The organism is Pseudomonas sp. Gutcm_11s (genome assembly GCF_028649395.1).
GTDB lineage: Bacteria > Pseudomonadota > Gammaproteobacteria > Pseudomonadales > Pseudomonadaceae > Aquipseudomonas.
In genome coordinates this window covers 1-15,038 of the sequence record NZ_JAQSUW010000016.1, presented here as the reverse complement: position 1 = coordinate 15,038, position 15,038 = coordinate 1, and the positions used below count along the sequence as shown (strand labels likewise).

Here is a 15,038-nt window from a genome sequence, read left to right as displayed (position 1 = left end):
AGCAGAAGCAGCTTATTCGGCAGCTTCTACGGCTTCGCCAGCGACCTGACGGTCAACCAGCTCGACGTACGCCATAGGGGCGTTGTCGCCAGCGCGGAAGCCGCACTTCAGGATGCGCAGGTAGCCGCCCTGACGGGTGGCGTAGCGCTTGCCCAGATCGTTGAACAGCTTGCCGACGATGGCTTTCGAACGGGTACGGTCGAAGGCCAGACGACGGTTAGCAACGCTGTCTACCTTGGCCAGGGTGATCAGCGGCTCGGCAACGCGGCGCAGTTCCTTGGCTTTCGGCAGGGTGGTCTTGATCAGTTCGTGTTCGAACAGCGACACCGCCATGTTCTGGAACATGGCCTTGCGGTGGGCGCTGGTGCGGCTCAGGTGACGGCCACTTTTACGATGACGCATGATTGAAATTCCTTACCAAACTTTCGGTTCGGTGATTACGGAAGATTAGGCAGTAGCCTTATCGTCCTTCTTCAGACTTGCCGGCGGCCAGTTGTCGAGGCGCATACCGAGGGACAGACCACGGGAAGCCAGAACGTCCTTGATCTCGGTCAGGGACTTCTTGCCCAGGTTCGGAGTCTTGAGCAGCTCTACTTCGGTGCGCTGGATCAGATCACCGATGTAGTAGATGTTCTCCGCCTTCAGGCAGTTGGCCGAACGTACGGTCAGCTCGAGGTCGTCAACCGGGCGCAGGAGGATCGGATCGATCTCGTCTTCCTGCTCAACCACTACCGGCTCACTGTCGCCCTTCAGATCAACGAAGGCCGCCAGTTGGTGCTGGAGGATGGTTGCGGCACGACGGATAGCCTCTTCAGGATCCAGGGTGCCGTTGGTTTCCAGGTCAATGACCAGCTTGTCCAGGTTGGTACGCTGCTCGACGCGGGCGTTTTCCACCACGTAGGCAACACGACGGACCGGGCTGAACGAGGAGTCCAGTTGCAGACGACCGATGCTACGGCTTTCGTCTTCATCGCTCTGACGGGCGTCAGCCGGCTCGTAGCCACGGCCACGACGCACGGTGAGTTTCATGTTCAGAGCGCCGTTGTCCGCCAGGTTGGCGATTACGTGATCGCCGTTGACGATCTCGACGTCGTGATCCAGCTGGATATCGGCAGCAGTGACCACACCCGAGCCCTTTTTGGCCAGAGTCAGGGTGACTTCGTCACGACCGTGCAGCTTGATAGCCAGACCTTTCAGGTTGAGCAGGATTTCAATGACGTCTTCCTGCACGCCTTCGATGGCGGAGTACTCATGGAGTACGCCGTCGATCTCGGCCTCGACTACTGCACAGCCAGGCATGGAGGACAACAGGATGCGGCGCAGCGCGTTGCCCAGGGTGTGACCAAAACCACGCTCGAGAGGCTCGAGAGTGATCTTGGCGCGGGTCGAACTGACCGCCTGAACGTCGATGTGACGGGGGGTCAGGAACTCATTTACCGAAATCTGCATGGATGCACCTATTTCCTAGCCCTTACTTGGAGTAGAGCTCGACAATCAGGCTTTCGTTGATGTCGGCGGACAGATCGCTGCGAGCCGGGACGCTTTTGAACACGCCAGACTTCTTCTCAGTATCTACGTCAACCCACTCAACGCGACCACGCTGGGCGCACAGGTCAAGAGCCTGGGCAACGCGCAGCTGGTTCTTGGCCTTTTCGCGAACTGCCACGACATCACCAGCTTTGATCTGGTAAGACGGGACGTTCACGGTCGAACCGTTCACGGTGATGGCTTTGTGCGATACCAGCTGACGGGATTCGGCGCGAGTGGCACCAAAGCCCATGCGGTAAACCACGTTGTCCAGACGGCATTCCAGCAGCTGCAGCAGGTTCTCGCCGGTAGCGCCCTTGCGACGGGCAGCTTCCTTGTAGTAACCGCTGAACTGACGCTCCAGCACGCCGTAGATACGACGGACTTTCTGCTTTTCACGCAGCTGGGTACCGTAGTCGGACTGACGACCACGGCGAGCGCCGTGCTGGCCAGGAGCCGCTTCGATGTTGCACTTGGATTCGAGCGCGCGCGCACCACTCTTCAGGAAGAGATCGGTGCCTTCACGGCGAGACAGTTTGCATTTGGGACCAATGTAACGAGCCATTCTTCACTGTCTCCTATTACACGCGACGCTTCTTCGGCGGACGGCACCCGTTGTGCGGGATAGGCGTCACGTCGGTGATGCTGGCGATTTTGTAGCCGCAGGCGTTCAGAGCACGCACAGCGGATTCGCGACCAGGACCTGGGCCCTTGACGTTAACGTCGAGGTTCTTCAGGCCATATTCCAGGGCTGCTTGACCAGCACGCTCGGCAGCCACCTGGGCAGCGAACGGAGTGGACTTACGGGAGCCGCGGAAACCGGAACCACCGGAGGTAGCCCAAGACAGGGCATTACCTTGACGGTCGGTAATGGTAACGATGGTGTTATTGAAAGAAGCGTGGATATGGGCGATGCCATCCACCACTGTCTTTTTGACTTTCTTACGAGTACGAGCAGCAGGCTTAGCCATGACTTATTTCCTGTCGATTCGCGGGCGCAATTACTTGCGGATCGGCTTACGCGGGCCCTTACGGGTGCGCGCGTTGGTCTTGGTGCGCTGACCGCGGACCGGGAGGCCACGACGGTGACGCAGACCGCGGTAGCAGCCCAGGTCCATCAGACGCTTGATCTTCATGTTGATTTCGCGGCGCAGGTCACCTTCAGTGGTGATCTTGGCGACTTCGCCACGCAGCTGCTCGATCTGCTCGTCAGAGAGATCTTTGATCTTCGCCGCCGGATTTACGCCGGTGGTTGCACAGATTTTCTGCGCAGTGGTGCGACCAACACCGTAGATGTAGGTCAGCGAGATAACAGTGTGCTTGTTATCCGGAATGTTGACGCCTGCAATACGGGCCATTCAGTGGAACTCCAATTGACAGCTACCCACGCCCTGGAAGCCAAGAAATAGGGCGCGCGATATTAGCGCTGTAATAACAAAGAATCAACCCGGCAGCGCACTAGCTGCCGGGCTCATTACGCGTGACTCACACTCAGCCTTGGCGCTGTTTGTGACGCGGTTCCGCGCTGCAGATCACGCGCACGACGCCGTCGCGACGGATGACCTTGCAGTTACGGCACAGCTTCTTGACCGATGCACGAACTTTCATCAGTAACTCCTAGAACCTTACGGCAACCATGTCAGCGGAGCATGCCGCTGCCATGACCCTTCAGGTTGGCTTTCTTCATCAGGGATTCGTACTGGTGCGAAACGAGGTGCGATTGTACTTGGGCCATAAAGTCCATCACAACCACGACCACGATCAGCAACGAGGTCCCGCCAAGGTAGAACGGAACGTTGGCTGCCACCTGCAGGAACTGCGGGAGGAGGCAAACGGCCGTCATGTACAGAGCACCGAACATGGTCAAGCGGGTCAGCACGCCATCGATATAGCGCGCGGATTGCTCGCCCGGACGGATGCCCGGAATAAAGGCACCGGACTTCTTCAGGTTTTCCGCTACGTCTTTCGGGTTGAACATCAGCGCCGTGTAGAAGAAGCAGAAGAAGATGATCCCTGCACTAAACAGCAGAATGTTCAACGGCTGACCGGGAGCGATCGCCTGCGAGATGTCCTGCAGCCAGCCCATACCTTCGGACTGACCGAACCAGGTCCCCAGCGAAGCCGGGAACAGCAGGATACTGCTGGCGAAGATGGCCGGGATTACGCCCGCCATGTTCACCTTCAGCGGCAGGTGGCTGGTCTGCGCAGCGAAGACCTTGCGGCCCTGCTGACGCTTGGCGTAGTGCACCGCAATGCGACGCTGACCACGCTCGATGAACACCACGAAACCGATGATCGCTACCGCCAGCATGCCGATGGCGATCAGAGCGAAGATATTGATATCGCCCTGACGAGCAGACTCGAAAGACTGCCCGATTGCCGACGGCAGACCGGCCACGATGCCTGCAAAAATCAGCATCGAGATACCGTTGCCGACACCGCGCTCGGTGATCTGTTCGCCCAGCCACATCATGAACATAGCGCCGGCCACGAAGGTCGTCACCGCCACGAAGTGGAAGCCGAAATCAACCGAGAACGCTACGCCCTGGCTAGCCAGGCCGACGGACATGCCGACAGCCTGAACGATCGCCAGGACGAGAGTGCCGTAGCGGGTGTACTGGCTGATCTTGCGACGGCCAGCTTCACCTTCCTTCTTCAACTGTTCCAGCTGTGGGCTGACAGCGGTCATCAGCTGCATGATGATCGACGCCGAGATGTACGGCATGATCCCCAGTGCAAAGATACTCATCCGCTCCAGCGCACCGCCGGAAAACATGTTGAACAGGCTAAGAATGGTCCCCTCGTTCTGCCGGAACAGGTCGGCCAGCCGGTCAGGGTTGATTCCGGGCACCGGAATGTGCGCGCCGATCCGATAGACGATGATCGCCAGGAACAGAAAACGCAGTCGAGCCCAGAGCTCGGACAACCCGCCATTGCTGAGCGCGGAGAGAGCACCTTGCTTAGCCATTTAGTCCTCGAACTTACCGCCAGCTGCTTCGATGGCCGCACGCGCACCTTTGGTGGCGGCGATACCTTTCAGGGTGACCGCACGAGTAACCTCGCCGGACAGCATGACTTTCACACGCTGTACGTTTTGGTTGATCACGTTGGCATCCTTCAGCGACTGCAGAGATACGACGTCGCCTTCCACTTTAGCCAGCTCGGAGGTGCGTACTTCGGCACGATCCATGGCTTTCAGGGAAACGAAGCCGAACTTCGGCAGACGGCGGTGCAGCGGTTGCTGACCACCCTCGAAGCCCGGAGCGATGGAGCCACCGGTACGGGAGGTCTGACCTTTGTGGCCACGGCCGCCGGTCTTACCCAGACCGCTACCGATACCACGGCCCGGACGGTGCTTTTCGCGACGGGCACCCGGCGCGGAACGCAGATCGTTCAGTTGCATGATTAACCCTCCACCTTCAGCAGGTAGTAAGCCTTGTTGATCATGCCGCGGTTTTCAGGAGTGTCCTGAACCTCAACGGAGTGACCGATGCGGCGCAGGCCCAGGCCTTTGACGCAAGCTTTGTGGTTGGCCAGACGGCCGTTGGTGCTCTTGACCAGAGTAACTTTGACGGTAGCCATGATCAGAGGATCTCCTCGACGCTCTTACCACGCTTGGCAGCCACGGACTCCGGCGACTGCATGGCTTTCAGACCCTTGAAGGTGGCGTATACCACGTTCACCGGGTTGGTGGAGCCATAGCACTTGGCCAGAACGTTCTGCACGCCAGCCACTTCCAGCACGGCACGCATGGCGCCGCCGGCGATGATGCCGGTACCTTCGGAAGCCGGCTGCATGAACACGTGGGACGCGCCATGTACGGACTTCATCGGGTATTGCAGAGTGGTACCGTTCAGGTCGACCTGAATCATGTTGCGACGCGCAGCTTCCATCGCCTTCTGGATGGCGGCCGGCACTTCGCGGGACTTGCCGCGACCGAAACCGACGCGACCTTTACCATCACCCACCACGGTCAGCGCGGTGAAGGTGAAAATACGGCCACCCTTTACGGTTTTGGCAACACGGTTAACCTGGACCAGCTTCTCGATGTAGCCATCGCTCTGGGCATCATCACGGTTACCGCGATCGCGCTTTTGCTCGTTATTTGCCATAACTTAGAACTCCAGCCCGCCTTCACGAGCAGCATCAGCCAGCGCTTTCACACGGCCGTGGTACTTGAAGCCAGAACGGTCGAACGCCACCTGGGTGACGCCAGCGGCTTTCGCGCGCTCGGCAACCAGCTGACCGACTTTCTTGGCCGCGTCGACGTTGCCAGTGGCGGCGTCACGCAGTTCTTTGTCCAGGGTCGAGGCGCTGGCCAGAACCTTGGCGCCGTCGGCCGAAATGACCTGGGCGTAGATGTGCTGGGAAGAGCGGTACACGCAGAGGCGTACGGTTTCCAGCTCGCGCATTTTCAGGCGTGCCTTGCGAGCGCGACGCAGACGAGTTTCTTTCTTTTCGCTCATTTGCTATGCCCTACTTCTTCTTAGCTTCTTTGCGACGTACGACTTCGTCGGAATAACGCACGCCTTTGCCTTTGTACGGCTCAGGACGACGGAAGTCGCGGATCTCCGCAGCTACCTGACCAACCAGTTGCTTATCGATGCCCTTGATCAGGATATCGGTTTGGCTCGGGGTCTCGGCAGTAACGCCCTGCGGCAGTTCGTAGTCGATCGGATGGGAGAAGCCCAGCGCGAGGTTCAGCACCTGGCCTTTAGCTTGGGCTTTGTAACCCACACCAACCAGCTGCAGCTTGCGCTCGAAGCCTTGGCTCACGCCAATGACCATGTTGTTGACCAGCGCACGAGTGGTACCGGCCATGGCTTTGTTCTGCTGGTCGCCATTGCGAGCAGCGAAACGCAGTTCACCAGATTCCTGGGTCACTTCCACGGACGAGTGCACGTTCAGTTCGAGGGTACCCTTGGCGCCCTTGATCGAAAGCTGTTGGCCTGCGAGTTTGACCTCGACACCAGCCGGCAGCTTTACGGGGTTCTTAGCAACGCGAGACATGCTTATCCCCCCTTAGAACACGGTGCAGAGCACTTCACCGCCGACACCGGCAGCGCGTGCAGCGCGATCAGTCATCACACCTTTGTTGGTGGAGACGATGGAAACGCCCAGACCGCCGCGTACTTTCGGCAGCTGATCGGCCGGCTTGTACTGGCGCAGGCCAGGACGGCTGATGCGTTTAACCTCTTCGATGACCGGACGGCCTTCGAAGTACTTCAGCTCGATGGACAGTTGCGGCTTGGCGTCGCCACTGACCTGGTATCCCGCGATGTAGCCTTCGTTCTTCAGAACGTTGGCAACTGCCACCTTCAGCTTGGAAGACGGCATGCTTACTACCGACTTTTCAGCCATCTGGGCATTACGGATACGAGTTAGCATGTCCGCTAACGGGTCCTGCATACTCATGGGCTTGATGCTCCTAAAACAAAAAGAACAGCCTTTCGGCTGGAACCATCCTCGACCCCGACAAACGCCAGGCTCAGGAGAGCCGGACATTCTAGAGATCGATCAAAAATGAATCAAGCCCCAAAAGGGGCTTGATCAATAAAACAAAGCCGGCGCTAGGCCGGCTTCGCTTTTATTACCAGCTGGCTTTCACCAGACCTGGTACATCACCGCGCATCGCAGCTTCGCGCAGCTTGTTACGGCCGAGGCCGAACTTGCGGTACACGCCGTGCGGACGGCCGGTGATGCGGCAACGGTTACGCAGGCGGCTAGCGCTGGCGTCACGCGGTTGCTTTTGCAGGGCTACCTGGGCTTCCCAACGCTGCTCCGGAGTGGAGTTAGGGTTGGCAATAGTAGCTTTCAGCTCGGCACGCTTTTTGGCGTACTTGGCTACCGTTTGCTGACGCTTCAGCTCACGGTTTTTCATGCTGGTTTTGGCCATGATCCAAACTCCAATCAGTTGCGGAACGGGAACTTGAAGGCGCGCAGCAGAGCGCGACCTTCATCGTCCGTACGGGCGGTGGTAGTCAGGGTGATATCCAGACCACGCAGCGCATCGATCTTGTCGTAATCGATTTCCGGGAAAATGATCTGCTCTTTAACGCCCATGCTGTAGTTGCCACGACCATCGAAGGACTTGGCATTCAAGCCGCGGAAGTCACGCACGCGCGGCAGGGAGATGGAGAGCAGGCGATCCAGGAATTCGTACATACGATCGCGACGCAGGGTCACCTTGACACCGATCGGCCAACCTTCACGAACCTTGAAGCCAGCAATGGATTTGCGGGCGAAGGTCACGACGGGCTTTTGACCGGTGATCTTTTCCAGGTCGGCAACGGCGTTTTCGATGATCTTCTTGTCACCGATCGCTTCGCCAAGACCCATGTTCAGGGTGATTTTGGTAACGCGCGGAACTTCCATCACGTTGCCCAGCTTCAGCTCTTCCTTCAGCTTGGGCGCGATTTCTTTCCGGTAAATCTCTTTCAGTCGTGCCATGGTGTTTTACCTATGATTCTCAAGCGCCAACCGGCTTTTGGGTGGACTTGAAGACACGAATTTTTTTGCCGTCTTCGACTTTGAAACCAACGCGGTCAGCCTTATTGGTTTCGCTGTTGAAGATGGCGACGTTGGAAACGTGCAGCGGCGCCTCTTTCTCGACGATACCGCCCTGAACACCAGCCATCGGGTTCGGTTTGGTATGACGCTTGACGAGGTTGATGCCGCCGACGATCAGACGATCGTCAGCCAGCACTTTCAGCACCTTGCCACGCTTGCCCTTGTCTTTGCCGGCGATGACGATGATCTCGTCGTCACGACGAATCTTTTGCATGACGGCTTCTCCTTACAGCACTTCGGGGGCGAGCGAGACGATCTTCATGAACTTCTCAGAACGCAGTTCACGAGTCACCGGCCCGAAGATACGGGTGCCGATCGGCTCTTGCTTGTTGTTCAGCAGAACAGCAGCGTTGCCGTCGAAGCGGATGATCGAGCCGTCGGCACGACGTACGCCGTGACGGGTACGGACCACAACAGCGGTCATTACCTGGCCTTTCTTCACCTTGCCGCGCGGAATCGCTTCCTTCACGGTGACCTTGATGATGTCGCCGATACCGGCATAACGACGGTGCGAACCACCAAGGACCTTGATGCACATAACGCGACGAGCACCGCTGTTGTCAGCGACGTCGAGCATGGATTGAGTCTGAATCATATCTTTCTCCGACCCTTAGTCCTTAGACTTCCACGGCACGTTCGACGACTTCCACCAGGGCCCAGGACTTGGTCTTGGCCAGCGGACGGGTCTCACGAATGGTGACCTTGTCGCCGATCTTGCACTGGTTGGTTTCGTCGTGGGCGTGCAGCTTGGTCGAGCGCTTCACGTACTTACCGTAGATCGGGTGCTTAACGCGACGCTCGATCAGAACGGTGATGGTCTTGTCCATTTTGTCGCTGACCACGCGGCCGGTCAGCGTACGGACGGTTTTCTCTGCTTCAGCCATGATCACTTACCTGCCTGCTGGTTGAGCACAGTTTTCACGCGAGCGATGTCGCGTTTCACTTGCGAGAGCAGGTGAGACTGCCCCAACTGACCAGTCGCCTTCTGCATACGCAGATTGAACTGGTCGCGCAGCAGGCCGAGCAGTTGCTCGTTCAGCTGCTGAACCGATTTTTCACGGAGTTCTTTCGCTTTCATCACATCACCGTCCGCTTAACAAAGGAGGTGGCGAGGGGCAGCTTTGCAGCAGCCAGGGCGAAAGCCTCACGCGCCAGCTCTTCCGGAACACCTTCGATCTCGTACAGCACCTTGCCCGGTTGGATCTGGGCTACCCAGTACTCGACACCACCCTTACCTTTACCCATACGAACTTCGAGGGGCTTTTTGGTAACTGGTTTGTCCGGGAACACACGGATCCAGATTTTACCGCCACGCTTAACGTGACGAGTCAGGGCACGACGGGCCGATTCGATCTGACGAGCAGTCAGGCGACCACGGGAAACAGCTTTGAGAGCGAACTCGCCGAAGCTGACCTTGCTACCGCGATGAGCCAGACCACGGTTGTGGCCAGTCATCTGCTTGCGGAATTTTGTACGCTTGGGTTGCAGCATGTTGCGTACTCCTTACTTAGCAGCTTTCTTACGCGGCGCCGGGGCGGCAGGTTTGGACTCTTCCAGCTGGCCACCGATGACCTCGCCTTTGAAGATCCACACCTTCACACCGATCACACCGTAGGTGGTGTGCGCTTCGTAAGTGGCGTAGTCGATATCGGCACGCAGGGTGTGCAGAGGCACACGACCTTCGCGATACCACTCGGTACGGGCGATTTCTGCACCGCCAAGACGGCCGCTCACCTGGATCTTGATGCCCTTGGCACCAATACGCATGGCGTTTTGTACGGCACGTTTCATGGCGCGGCGGAACATCACACGACGCTCCAGCTGCTGAGCAACGCTCTGCGCTACCAGCATACCGTCGAGCTCCGGCTTGCGGATCTCTTCGATGTTGATGTGCACCGGCACACCCATTTGCTTGGTCAGGTCCTGACGCAGCTTCTCAACATCTTCACCTTTCTTGCCGATCACGATGCCGGGACGAGCGGTGTGGATGGTGATGCGTGCAGTCTGAGCCGGACGAGCGATGTCGATACGGCTTACGGACGCGCTTTTTAGTTTGTCTTGGAGGTACTCACGAACCTTCAGGTCGGCAAACAGATAATCAGCGTATTGACGCTTGTCTGCGTACCAAACGGAGGTGTGCTCCTTGACGATTCCCAGGCGAATGCCAGTGGGATGTACTTTCTGACCCATCTGATCGACTCCGTTACTTGTCCGCAACCTTGACAGTGATATGGCAAGACCGCTTGACGATGCGATCAGCGCGGCCTTTGGCACGCGGCATGATGCGCTTCAGCGAACGCCCCTCGTTGACGAAAACGGTGCTGACCTTCAGGTCATCAACGTCTGCGCCTTCGTTGTGCTCGGCGTTGGCTACGGCCGACTCCAGCACTTTCTTGATGATCTCGGCGGCTTTCTTCGAGCTGAAAGCCAGGAGGTTGAGCGCTTCGCCCACCTTCTTCCCGCGGATCTGGTCGGCGACCAAGCGGGCTTTCTGGGCGGAGATACGAGCGCCCGACAGCTTAGCGGCTACTTCCATCTTCCTTACCCCTTAACGCTTGGCTTTCTTGTCCGCAGCGTGCCCACGATAAGTGCGGGTACCAGCGAACTCGCCGAGTTTATGGCCGACCATGTCTTCGTTCACGAGGACCGGGACATGTTGACGACCGTTATGCACAGCAATGGTCAGACCGACCATCTGCGGCAGAATGATGGAGCGACGCGACCAGGTTTTCACCGGCTTGCGATCGTTCTTTTCCACCGCCACTTCGATCTTCTTCAGTAGGTGAAGATCGATAAAAGGACCTTTTTTCAGAGAACGCGGCACTGTCGTATCCCTCTAATTACTTACGGCGGCGGACGATCATGTTGTCGGTACGCTTGTTCGCACGAGTTTTGGCACCCTTAGTCGGGAAGCCCCACGGCGAAACAGGGTGACGACCACCGGAGGTACGACCCTCACCACCACCATGCGGGTGGTCGACCGGGTTCATGGCAACACCACGAACGGTCGGGCGAACGCCGCGCCAGCGTTTGGCACCGGCTTTACCCAGGGAGCGCAGGCTGTGCTCGGAGTTGGATACTTCACCCAGGGTTGCACGGCACTCGGAGAGAACCTTGCGCATCTCGCCGGAGCGCAGACGCAGGGTGACGTAGACACCTTCACGAGCTACCAGCTGGGCGGAAGCACCAGCGGAGCGAACCAGCTGTGCGCCTTTACCCGGCTTCAGCTCGATACCGTGAACGGTCGAACCAACAGGGATGTTGCGCAGCGGCAGGCAGTTACCGGCCTTGATCGGAGCAGCAGCACCGGATACCAGTTGATCGCCAGCACTCACACCTTTCGGGGCGATGATGTAGCGACGCTCACCGTCCGCATATTTCAGCAGGGCGATGTGGGCGGTACGGTTCGGATCGTATTCCACGCGCTCAACGACGGCAGGGATGCCATCCTTGTTGCGACGGAAGTCGACCAGACGGTAATGCTGCTTGTGGCCACCGCCGATGTGGCGAGTGGTGATACGACCGTTGTTGTTACGGCCGCCAGTTTTCGACTTCTTCTCGAGCAGCGGAGCATAAGGAGCGCCTTTGTGCAGCTCCTGATTGACCACTTTGACCACGAAACGACGGCCAGCGGAAGTCGGTTTGCATTTAACGATTGCCATGATGCGCCCCTACCTTACTCAGCACTGCTGGTGAAATCGAGATCTTGGCCAGCCTGGAGGGAGACGTACGCCTTCTTCCAGTCGTTACGCTTGCCCAGACCGCGAGCGGTACGTTTGGTCTTGCCCTGTACGTTGACAGTGCGGACCTCGTCCACTTTCACGCTGAACAGGCTTTCGACGGCCTTCTTGATTTCCAGCTTGGTTGCATCAACGGCAACCTTGAAAACGAATTGGCTCTTACCATCTGCCAGCACGGAGGCTTTCTCGGAGATGTGCGGGCCAACCAGCACTTTGAATACGCGTTCCTGGTTCATGCCAGCAGCTCCTCGAATTTCTTCACGGCCGACACGGTTACCAGCACTTTGTCGAAGGCGATCAGGCTGACCGGATCGGTGCCTTGAACGTCGCGAACATCAACGTGCGGCAGGTTGCGCGCAGCCAGGTACAGGTTCTGGTCAACGGCTTCGGTAACGATCAGCACGTCGGTCAGACCCATGCCATCCAGCTTGCCCAGCAGAGCCTTGGTTTTCGGGGCATCGACGGCGAAGTCTTCAACCACGACCAGGCGATCCAGACGGACCAGCTCGGAGAGGATGGAGCGCAGAGCAGCGCGGTACATCTTCTTGTTCAGCTTTTGGCTGTGATCCTGCGGCTTGGCAGCGAAGGTCACGCCACCGCCACGCCAGATCGGGCCAACACTGGAGCCGGAACGAGCACGACCGGTGCCCTTCTGACGCCACGGCTTTTTGCCACCACCGGTGACTTCAGCGCGAGTTTTCTGAGCACGGGAGCCCTGACGACCGCCAGCCATGTAGGCGACGACAGCCTGGTGCACCAGAGTCTCGTTGAACTCACCGCCGAACGTGCGCTCGCTGACTTCGATAGCCTGAGCGCCATTTACATTCAGTTGCATCTCAGCTTCCCCTATTAACCGCGAGCTTTGACAGCCGGACGAACCAGCACGTCGCCACCGGTAGCACCAGGAACGGCACCTTTGACCAGCAGCAGATTACGCTCGGCGTCGACACGGACCACTTCCAGGGACTGTACGGTCACGCGCTCAGCGCCCATATGACCGGACATTTTCTTGCCCTTGAAGACACGACCAGGAGTCTGGCACTGGCCGATGGAGCCCGGAGCACGGTGGGAAACGGAGTTACCGTGGGTATTGTCCTGACCGCGGAAGTTCCAGCGCTTGATGGTACCGGCATAGCCTTTACCCTTGGACTCACCGGTAACGTCTACCAGTTGGCCAGCTTGGAACAGTTCGGCAGTGATCTGATCGCCAGCCTGGTAATCGCCCTCTTCCAGGCGGAATTCCCAGACGCCACGACCAGCAGCGACATTAGCCTTGGCGAAGTGACCGGCCTGAGCCTTGGTAACGCGGGAAGCACGACGCTCGCCCACGGTTACCTGCACAGCACGGTAGCCATCGCTTTCTTCGGATTTGAACTGGGTGACGCGATTCGGCTCGATCTCAATGACCGTAACCGGAATGGAGACACCTTCTTCGGTGAAAATACGGGTCATACCCGCTTTTCGACCGACTACACCAATAGTCATGTTGTAAACCTCATGAGTGTACGGGGCTTTCACCCGCTATGGCCGCCCATTTCAGAGCGTTACACGACTAAAACCGCAAGGTTTTAGCCGAGGCTGATCTGCACTTCCACGCCAGCAGCAAGGTCGAGCTTCATCAGCGCATCGACGGTTTTATCCGTCGGCTGGACGATGTCCAGAACACGCTTATGAGTGCGAATCTCGTACTGATCACGCGCGTCTTTGTTGACGTGCGGGGAGATCAGAACGGTGAAACGCTCCTTGCGAGTGGGCAGCGGAATAGGACCACGCACCTGAGCACCAGTACGTTTCGCGGTTTCCACGATTTCCTGGGTGGATTGATCGATCAGGCGATGGTCAAAAGCCTTCAACCGAATACGGATTTGTTGGTTTTGCATTTTGACCTCAGACTCTATCTCTGCTTTCCCTAACGGACGGACTACGCCCGTTAAAAGGAGGCGTGATTGTACGGATGCCCCCTGGGGGTGTCAACTTTTAACCAATCACAAAGAAAAAGGGCCCCGAAGGGCCCTTTTCCTCAACAGCCTTCGATTACTCGATGACTTTGGCAACCACGCCAGCACCAACGGTACGGCCGCCTTCGCGAATTGCGAAACGCAGGCCGTCGTCCATGGCGATCGGCTTGATCAGGGTGACAACCATTTTGATGTTGTCGCCCGGCATTACCATCTCAACGCCTTCCGGCAGTTCGCACGAACCGGTCACGTCGGTGGTACGGAAGTAGAACTGCGGACGGTAGCCCTTGAAGAACGGGGTGTGACGACCACCTTCTTCTTTGGACAGAACGTACACTTCAGCTTCGAACTTGGTGTGCGGCTTGATGGTGCCCGGCTTGGCCAGAACCTGGCCACGCTCGACCTCATCACGCTTGGTGCCGCGCAGCAGCACGCCGCAGTTCTCGCCAGCACGACCTTCGTCGAGCAGCTTGCGGAACATTTCCACGCCGGTGCAGGTGGTCTTGGTGGTAGCACGCAGACCAACGATTTCGATCTCTTCCTGAATGCGGACGATACCGCGCTCAACACGACCGGTTACCACGGTGCCGCGACCGGAGATCGAGAACACGTCTTCGATCGGCATCAGGAACGGCATGTCGATGGCACGAACCGGCTCAGGGATGTAGGCATCCAGAGTCTCGACCAGCTTCTTAACAGCACTGGTACCCATTTCGTTGTCGTCTTGGCCGTTCAGAGCCATCAGAGCGGAACCGATGATGATCGGAGTGTCGTCGCCCGGGAAGTCGTAGGTGGACAGCAGGTCACGAACTTCCATCTCGACCAGTTCCAGCAGCTCAGCGTCATCCACCATGTCAGCCTTGTTCAGGAAGACAACGATGTAAGGAACGCCTACCTGACGGGACAGCAGGATGTGCTCACGGGTTTGCGGCATCGGGCCATCGGCGGCCGAGCAAACCAGGATCGCGCCGTCCATCTGCGCAGCACCGGTGATCATGTTCTTCACGTAGTCGGCGTGGCCCGGGCAGTCAACGTGCGCGTAGTGACGCACGGCCGAGTCGTACTCAACGTGAGCGGTGTTGATGGTGATACCACGAGCCTTCTCTTCCGGAGCCGAGTCGATCTTGTCGAAGTCGACCTTGGCCGAACCGAATACTTCGGAGCAGACGCGAGTCAGAGCAGCGGTCAGAGTGGTTTTACCGTGGTCAACGTGACCGATGGTGCCAACGTTGACGTGCGGTTT

Annotated in this window: 29 protein-coding genes; all 29 read right to left on the bottom strand. The window is 58.1% G+C overall.

What is annotated here, in order from left to right; all coding sequences use genetic code 11:
- Nucleotides 1–12: 12 nt before the first annotated feature.
- Complete coding sequence (gene rplQ / locus PTT45_RS16345; RefSeq protein WP_021702687.1) at nucleotides 13–402, bottom strand: 50S ribosomal protein L17; 390 nt, start codon at nucleotides 400–402, stop codon at nucleotides 13–15.
- Between the two features lie 45 nt (nucleotides 403–447).
- Nucleotides 448–1,449 carry a DNA-directed RNA polymerase subunit alpha gene (locus PTT45_RS16340; RefSeq protein ID WP_043310325.1) on the bottom strand — a complete coding sequence of 334 codons (1,002 nt, stop codon included), beginning with the start codon at nucleotides 1,447–1,449 and terminating at the stop codon, nucleotides 448–450.
- Nucleotides 1,450–1,471: 22 nt separating this feature from the next.
- Nucleotides 1,472–2,092, bottom strand: coding sequence for a 30S ribosomal protein S4 (gene rpsD, locus PTT45_RS16335; RefSeq protein WP_043310324.1), 621 nt, complete (start codon nucleotides 2,090–2,092; stop codon nucleotides 1,472–1,474).
- A gap of 16 nt (nucleotides 2,093–2,108) precedes the next feature.
- A complete protein-coding gene (gene rpsK / locus PTT45_RS16330; RefSeq protein WP_021702690.1) occupies nucleotides 2,109–2,498 on the bottom strand; it encodes a 30S ribosomal protein S11 in 390 nt (129 codons plus the stop codon).
- Nucleotides 2,499–2,528: 30 nt separating this feature from the next.
- The gene (gene rpsM / locus PTT45_RS16325) at nucleotides 2,529–2,885 is read right to left on the bottom strand and encodes a 30S ribosomal protein S13 (RefSeq protein ID WP_273814666.1); all 357 of its coding nucleotides are present in this window, start codon (nucleotides 2,883–2,885) and stop codon (nucleotides 2,529–2,531) included.
- Between the two features lie 133 nt (nucleotides 2,886–3,018).
- Complete coding sequence (gene rpmJ / locus PTT45_RS16320; protein WP_043217073.1) at nucleotides 3,019–3,135, bottom strand: 50S ribosomal protein L36; 117 nt, start codon at nucleotides 3,133–3,135, stop codon at nucleotides 3,019–3,021.
- Between the two features lie 31 nt (nucleotides 3,136–3,166).
- Nucleotides 3,167–4,495, bottom strand: a complete 1,329-nt coding sequence (secY, locus tag PTT45_RS16315) for a preprotein translocase subunit SecY (protein ID WP_273814664.1) — start codon at nucleotides 4,493–4,495, stop codon at nucleotides 3,167–3,169.
- A complete protein-coding gene (gene rplO / locus PTT45_RS16310) occupies nucleotides 4,496–4,930 on the bottom strand; it encodes a 50S ribosomal protein L15 (protein ID WP_273814662.1) in 435 nt (144 codons plus the stop codon). It abuts the gene before it with no gap.
- A 2-nt stretch (nucleotides 4,931–4,932) separates the two neighbouring features.
- Complete coding sequence (gene rpmD / locus PTT45_RS16305; protein WP_273814661.1) at nucleotides 4,933–5,109, bottom strand: 50S ribosomal protein L30; 177 nt, start codon at nucleotides 5,107–5,109, stop codon at nucleotides 4,933–4,935.
- Between the two features lie 2 nt (nucleotides 5,110–5,111).
- Nucleotides 5,112–5,639, bottom strand: coding sequence for a 30S ribosomal protein S5 (rpsE, locus tag PTT45_RS16300; RefSeq protein ID WP_052081091.1), 528 nt, complete (start codon nucleotides 5,637–5,639; stop codon nucleotides 5,112–5,114).
- Between the two features lie 3 nt (nucleotides 5,640–5,642).
- Nucleotides 5,643–5,993: a 50S ribosomal protein L18 gene (rplR, locus tag PTT45_RS16295; RefSeq protein WP_043310316.1), complete on the bottom strand. Its 351-nt coding sequence runs from the start codon at nucleotides 5,991–5,993 to the stop codon at nucleotides 5,643–5,645.
- A gap of 10 nt (nucleotides 5,994–6,003) precedes the next feature.
- Nucleotides 6,004–6,537 carry a 50S ribosomal protein L6 gene (gene rplF, locus PTT45_RS16290; protein WP_273814658.1) on the bottom strand — a complete coding sequence of 178 codons (534 nt, stop codon included), beginning with the start codon at nucleotides 6,535–6,537 and terminating at the stop codon, nucleotides 6,004–6,006.
- Between the two features lie 12 nt (nucleotides 6,538–6,549).
- A complete protein-coding gene (rpsH, locus tag PTT45_RS16285; RefSeq protein ID WP_273814657.1) occupies nucleotides 6,550–6,942 on the bottom strand; it encodes a 30S ribosomal protein S8 in 393 nt (130 codons plus the stop codon).
- A gap of 175 nt (nucleotides 6,943–7,117) precedes the next feature.
- Nucleotides 7,118–7,423 (bottom strand): 30S ribosomal protein S14, encoded by a 306-nt coding sequence (gene rpsN / locus PTT45_RS16280; protein ID WP_043310313.1) that lies wholly within the window; start codon nucleotides 7,421–7,423, stop codon nucleotides 7,118–7,120.
- Between the two features lie 14 nt (nucleotides 7,424–7,437).
- Entirely contained in the window at nucleotides 7,438–7,977 is a 540-nt protein-coding gene (rplE, locus tag PTT45_RS16275) for a 50S ribosomal protein L5 (RefSeq protein WP_043310312.1), read from the bottom strand.
- Between the two features lie 19 nt (nucleotides 7,978–7,996).
- On the bottom strand, nucleotides 7,997–8,311 hold the full coding sequence (rplX, locus tag PTT45_RS16270) for a 50S ribosomal protein L24 (protein ID WP_043310311.1): 315 nt from the start codon (nucleotides 8,309–8,311) through the stop codon (nucleotides 7,997–7,999).
- A 12-nt stretch (nucleotides 8,312–8,323) separates the two neighbouring features.
- Nucleotides 8,324–8,692, bottom strand: coding sequence for a 50S ribosomal protein L14 (gene rplN, locus PTT45_RS16265; RefSeq protein ID WP_003243907.1), 369 nt, complete (start codon nucleotides 8,690–8,692; stop codon nucleotides 8,324–8,326).
- A 22-nt stretch (nucleotides 8,693–8,714) separates the two neighbouring features.
- A complete protein-coding gene (rpsQ, locus tag PTT45_RS16260; protein WP_187807876.1) occupies nucleotides 8,715–8,981 on the bottom strand; it encodes a 30S ribosomal protein S17 in 267 nt (88 codons plus the stop codon).
- A 2-nt stretch (nucleotides 8,982–8,983) separates the two neighbouring features.
- Complete coding sequence (gene rpmC, locus PTT45_RS16255) at nucleotides 8,984–9,175, bottom strand: 50S ribosomal protein L29 (RefSeq protein WP_021702703.1); 192 nt, start codon at nucleotides 9,173–9,175, stop codon at nucleotides 8,984–8,986.
- Nucleotides 9,175–9,588 carry a 50S ribosomal protein L16 gene (gene rplP / locus PTT45_RS16250; RefSeq protein ID WP_043310310.1) on the bottom strand — a complete coding sequence of 138 codons (414 nt, stop codon included), beginning with the start codon at nucleotides 9,586–9,588 and terminating at the stop codon, nucleotides 9,175–9,177. Before rplP ends, rpmC begins: the two co-directional genes overlap by 1 nt.
- Before the next feature lie 12 nt (nucleotides 9,589–9,600).
- The gene (gene rpsC / locus PTT45_RS16245; RefSeq protein ID WP_043310309.1) at nucleotides 9,601–10,287 is read right to left on the bottom strand and encodes a 30S ribosomal protein S3; all 687 of its coding nucleotides are present in this window, start codon (nucleotides 10,285–10,287) and stop codon (nucleotides 9,601–9,603) included.
- Nucleotides 10,288–10,300: 13 nt separating this feature from the next.
- Nucleotides 10,301–10,633, bottom strand: coding sequence for a 50S ribosomal protein L22 (gene rplV, locus PTT45_RS16240; protein WP_003210077.1), 333 nt, complete (start codon nucleotides 10,631–10,633; stop codon nucleotides 10,301–10,303).
- 12 nt (nucleotides 10,634–10,645) lie between these two features.
- Entirely contained in the window at nucleotides 10,646–10,921 is a 276-nt protein-coding gene (gene rpsS, locus PTT45_RS16235; protein ID WP_003448728.1) for a 30S ribosomal protein S19, read from the bottom strand.
- A gap of 16 nt (nucleotides 10,922–10,937) precedes the next feature.
- Nucleotides 10,938–11,759: a 50S ribosomal protein L2 gene (gene rplB, locus PTT45_RS16230; protein WP_273814641.1), complete on the bottom strand. Its 822-nt coding sequence runs from the start codon at nucleotides 11,757–11,759 to the stop codon at nucleotides 10,938–10,940.
- A gap of 14 nt (nucleotides 11,760–11,773) precedes the next feature.
- Complete coding sequence (gene rplW / locus PTT45_RS16225; protein ID WP_021702707.1) at nucleotides 11,774–12,073, bottom strand: 50S ribosomal protein L23; 300 nt, start codon at nucleotides 12,071–12,073, stop codon at nucleotides 11,774–11,776.
- On the bottom strand, nucleotides 12,070–12,672 hold the full coding sequence (gene rplD / locus PTT45_RS16220; protein WP_043310306.1) for a 50S ribosomal protein L4: 603 nt from the start codon (nucleotides 12,670–12,672) through the stop codon (nucleotides 12,070–12,072). The genes rplW and rplD overlap by 4 nt, the downstream gene beginning before the upstream one ends.
- Nucleotides 12,673–12,686: 14 nt before the next feature.
- Entirely contained in the window at nucleotides 12,687–13,322 is a 636-nt protein-coding gene (gene rplC / locus PTT45_RS16215) for a 50S ribosomal protein L3 (protein ID WP_273814636.1), read from the bottom strand.
- An 83-nt stretch (nucleotides 13,323–13,405) separates the two neighbouring features.
- Nucleotides 13,406–13,717, bottom strand: a complete 312-nt coding sequence (rpsJ, locus tag PTT45_RS16210; protein ID WP_003103876.1) for a 30S ribosomal protein S10 — start codon at nucleotides 13,715–13,717, stop codon at nucleotides 13,406–13,408.
- Between the two features lie 154 nt (nucleotides 13,718–13,871).
- Nucleotides 13,872–15,038 (bottom strand): elongation factor Tu (tuf, locus tag PTT45_RS16205; protein WP_273810991.1); only part of this gene is annotated, 1,167 nt, incomplete at its 5' end.

Bases quoted from the DNA above. Each gene is read 5' to 3' on its own strand.
- rplN (WP_003243907.1), bottom strand. From the start codon at position 8,692: ATGATTCAGACTCAATCCATGCTCGACGTCGCTGACAACAGCGGTGCT.
- rpsH (WP_273814657.1), bottom strand. From the start codon at position 6,942: ATGAGTATGCAGGACCCGTTAGCGGACATGCTAACTCGTATCCGTAAT.
- rplE (WP_043310312.1), bottom strand. From the start codon at position 7,977: ATGGCACGACTGAAAGAGATTTACCGGAAAGAAATCGCGCCCAAGCTG.
- rpsN (WP_043310313.1), bottom strand. From the start codon at position 7,423: ATGGCCAAAACCAGCATGAAAAACCGTGAGCTGAAGCGTCAGCAAACG.
- secY (WP_273814664.1), bottom strand. From the start codon at position 4,495: ATGGCTAAGCAAGGTGCTCTCTCCGCGCTCAGCAATGGCGGGTTGTCC.
- rplW (WP_021702707.1), bottom strand. From the start codon at position 12,073: ATGAACCAGGAACGCGTATTCAAAGTGCTGGTTGGCCCGCACATCTCC.
- rplQ (WP_021702687.1), bottom strand. From the start codon at position 402: ATGCGTCATCGTAAAAGTGGCCGTCACCTGAGCCGCACCAGCGCCCAC.
- rplB (WP_273814641.1), bottom strand. From the start codon at position 11,759: ATGGCAATCGTTAAATGCAAACCGACTTCCGCTGGCCGTCGTTTCGTG.
- PTT45_RS16340 (WP_043310325.1), bottom strand. From the start codon at position 1,449: ATGCAGATTTCGGTAAATGAGTTCCTGACCCCCCGTCACATCGACGTT.
- rpsQ (WP_187807876.1), bottom strand. From the start codon at position 8,981: ATGGCTGAAGCAGAGAAAACCGTCCGTACGCTGACCGGCCGCGTGGTC.
- rplC (WP_273814636.1), bottom strand. From the start codon at position 13,322: ATGACTATTGGTGTAGTCGGTCGAAAAGCGGGTATGACCCGTATTTTC.
- rplF (WP_273814658.1), bottom strand. From the start codon at position 6,537: ATGTCTCGCGTTGCTAAGAACCCCGTAAAGCTGCCGGCTGGTGTCGAG.
- rpsK (WP_021702690.1), bottom strand. From the start codon at position 2,498: ATGGCTAAGCCTGCTGCTCGTACTCGTAAGAAAGTCAAAAAGACAGTG.
- rpmD (WP_273814661.1), bottom strand. From the start codon at position 5,109: ATGGCTACCGTCAAAGTTACTCTGGTCAAGAGCACCAACGGCCGTCTG.
- rpsE (WP_052081091.1), bottom strand. From the start codon at position 5,639: ATGGCAAATAACGAGCAAAAGCGCGATCGCGGTAACCGTGATGATGCC.
- rpsM (WP_273814666.1), bottom strand. From the start codon at position 2,885: ATGGCCCGTATTGCAGGCGTCAACATTCCGGATAACAAGCACACTGTT.
- rplX (WP_043310311.1), bottom strand. From the start codon at position 8,311: ATGCAAAAGATTCGTCGTGACGACGAGATCATCGTCATCGCCGGCAAA.
- rpsC (WP_043310309.1), bottom strand. From the start codon at position 10,287: ATGGGTCAGAAAGTACATCCCACTGGCATTCGCCTGGGAATCGTCAAG.
- rplP (WP_043310310.1), bottom strand. From the start codon at position 9,588: ATGCTGCAACCCAAGCGTACAAAATTCCGCAAGCAGATGACTGGCCAC.
- rpmC (WP_021702703.1), bottom strand. From the start codon at position 9,175: ATGAAAGCGAAAGAACTCCGTGAAAAATCGGTTCAGCAGCTGAACGAG.
- rpmJ (WP_043217073.1), bottom strand. From the start codon at position 3,135: ATGAAAGTTCGTGCATCGGTCAAGAAGCTGTGCCGTAACTGCAAGGTC.
- rplO (WP_273814662.1), bottom strand. From the start codon at position 4,930: ATGCAACTGAACGATCTGCGTTCCGCGCCGGGTGCCCGTCGCGAAAAG.
- rplR (WP_043310316.1), bottom strand. From the start codon at position 5,993: ATGAGCGAAAAGAAAGAAACTCGTCTGCGTCGCGCTCGCAAGGCACGC.
- rplV (WP_003210077.1), bottom strand. From the start codon at position 10,633: ATGGAAGTAGCCGCTAAGCTGTCGGGCGCTCGTATCTCCGCCCAGAAA.
- rpsD (WP_043310324.1), bottom strand. From the start codon at position 2,092: ATGGCTCGTTACATTGGTCCCAAATGCAAACTGTCTCGCCGTGAAGGC.
- rplD (WP_043310306.1), bottom strand. From the start codon at position 12,672: ATGCAACTGAATGTAAATGGCGCTCAGGCTATCGAAGTCAGCGAGCGC.
- rpsJ (WP_003103876.1), bottom strand. From the start codon at position 13,717: ATGCAAAACCAACAAATCCGTATTCGGTTGAAGGCTTTTGACCATCGC.